The following is a 398-nucleotide window of genomic DNA, read 5'->3' as shown; positions in this document are numbered from 1 at the left end:
TTAGAATACACCGACGAAGACGGTATTTTAACCAGCATCGACTTGGAAACGGTAATCGACAACTTCGAAACACTTACAACCATCGTTGATAACGGTAACGGCACTTTCACCTATACCGATGAAGACAATGTTACTACAACAATCGATATTTCAAACCTCGAAACGCTTACAACACTTGCGTTAAATGCCGATGGGAAAACTTTAGAATACACAGACGAAGACGGTGTTTTAACAAGCATCGACTTAGAAACTGTAATCGACAACTTCGAAACACTTACAACCATCGTTGATAACGGGAACGGAACTTTCACCTATACCGATGAAGACAACGTTACTACAACCATCGACATTTCAAACCTTGAAACACTTACTACCCTAGCCTTAAACGTTGACGGAAA

Annotated in this window: 1 pseudogene; it reads left to right on the top strand. The window is 40.5% G+C overall.

Annotation, left to right across the window (positions count from 1 at the left end):
- A pseudogene (locus K8089_RS16375) lies at window positions 1–398 on the top strand (hypothetical protein); the annotation flags it as partial.

Source organism: Aequorivita vitellina, from assembly GCF_022008365.1.
Lineage (GTDB): Bacteria > Bacteroidota > Bacteroidia > Flavobacteriales > Flavobacteriaceae > Aequorivita > Aequorivita vitellina.
The sequence above is the reverse complement of the archived record's forward strand: the minus strand, read 5'-3'. Positions and strand labels throughout refer to the sequence as shown.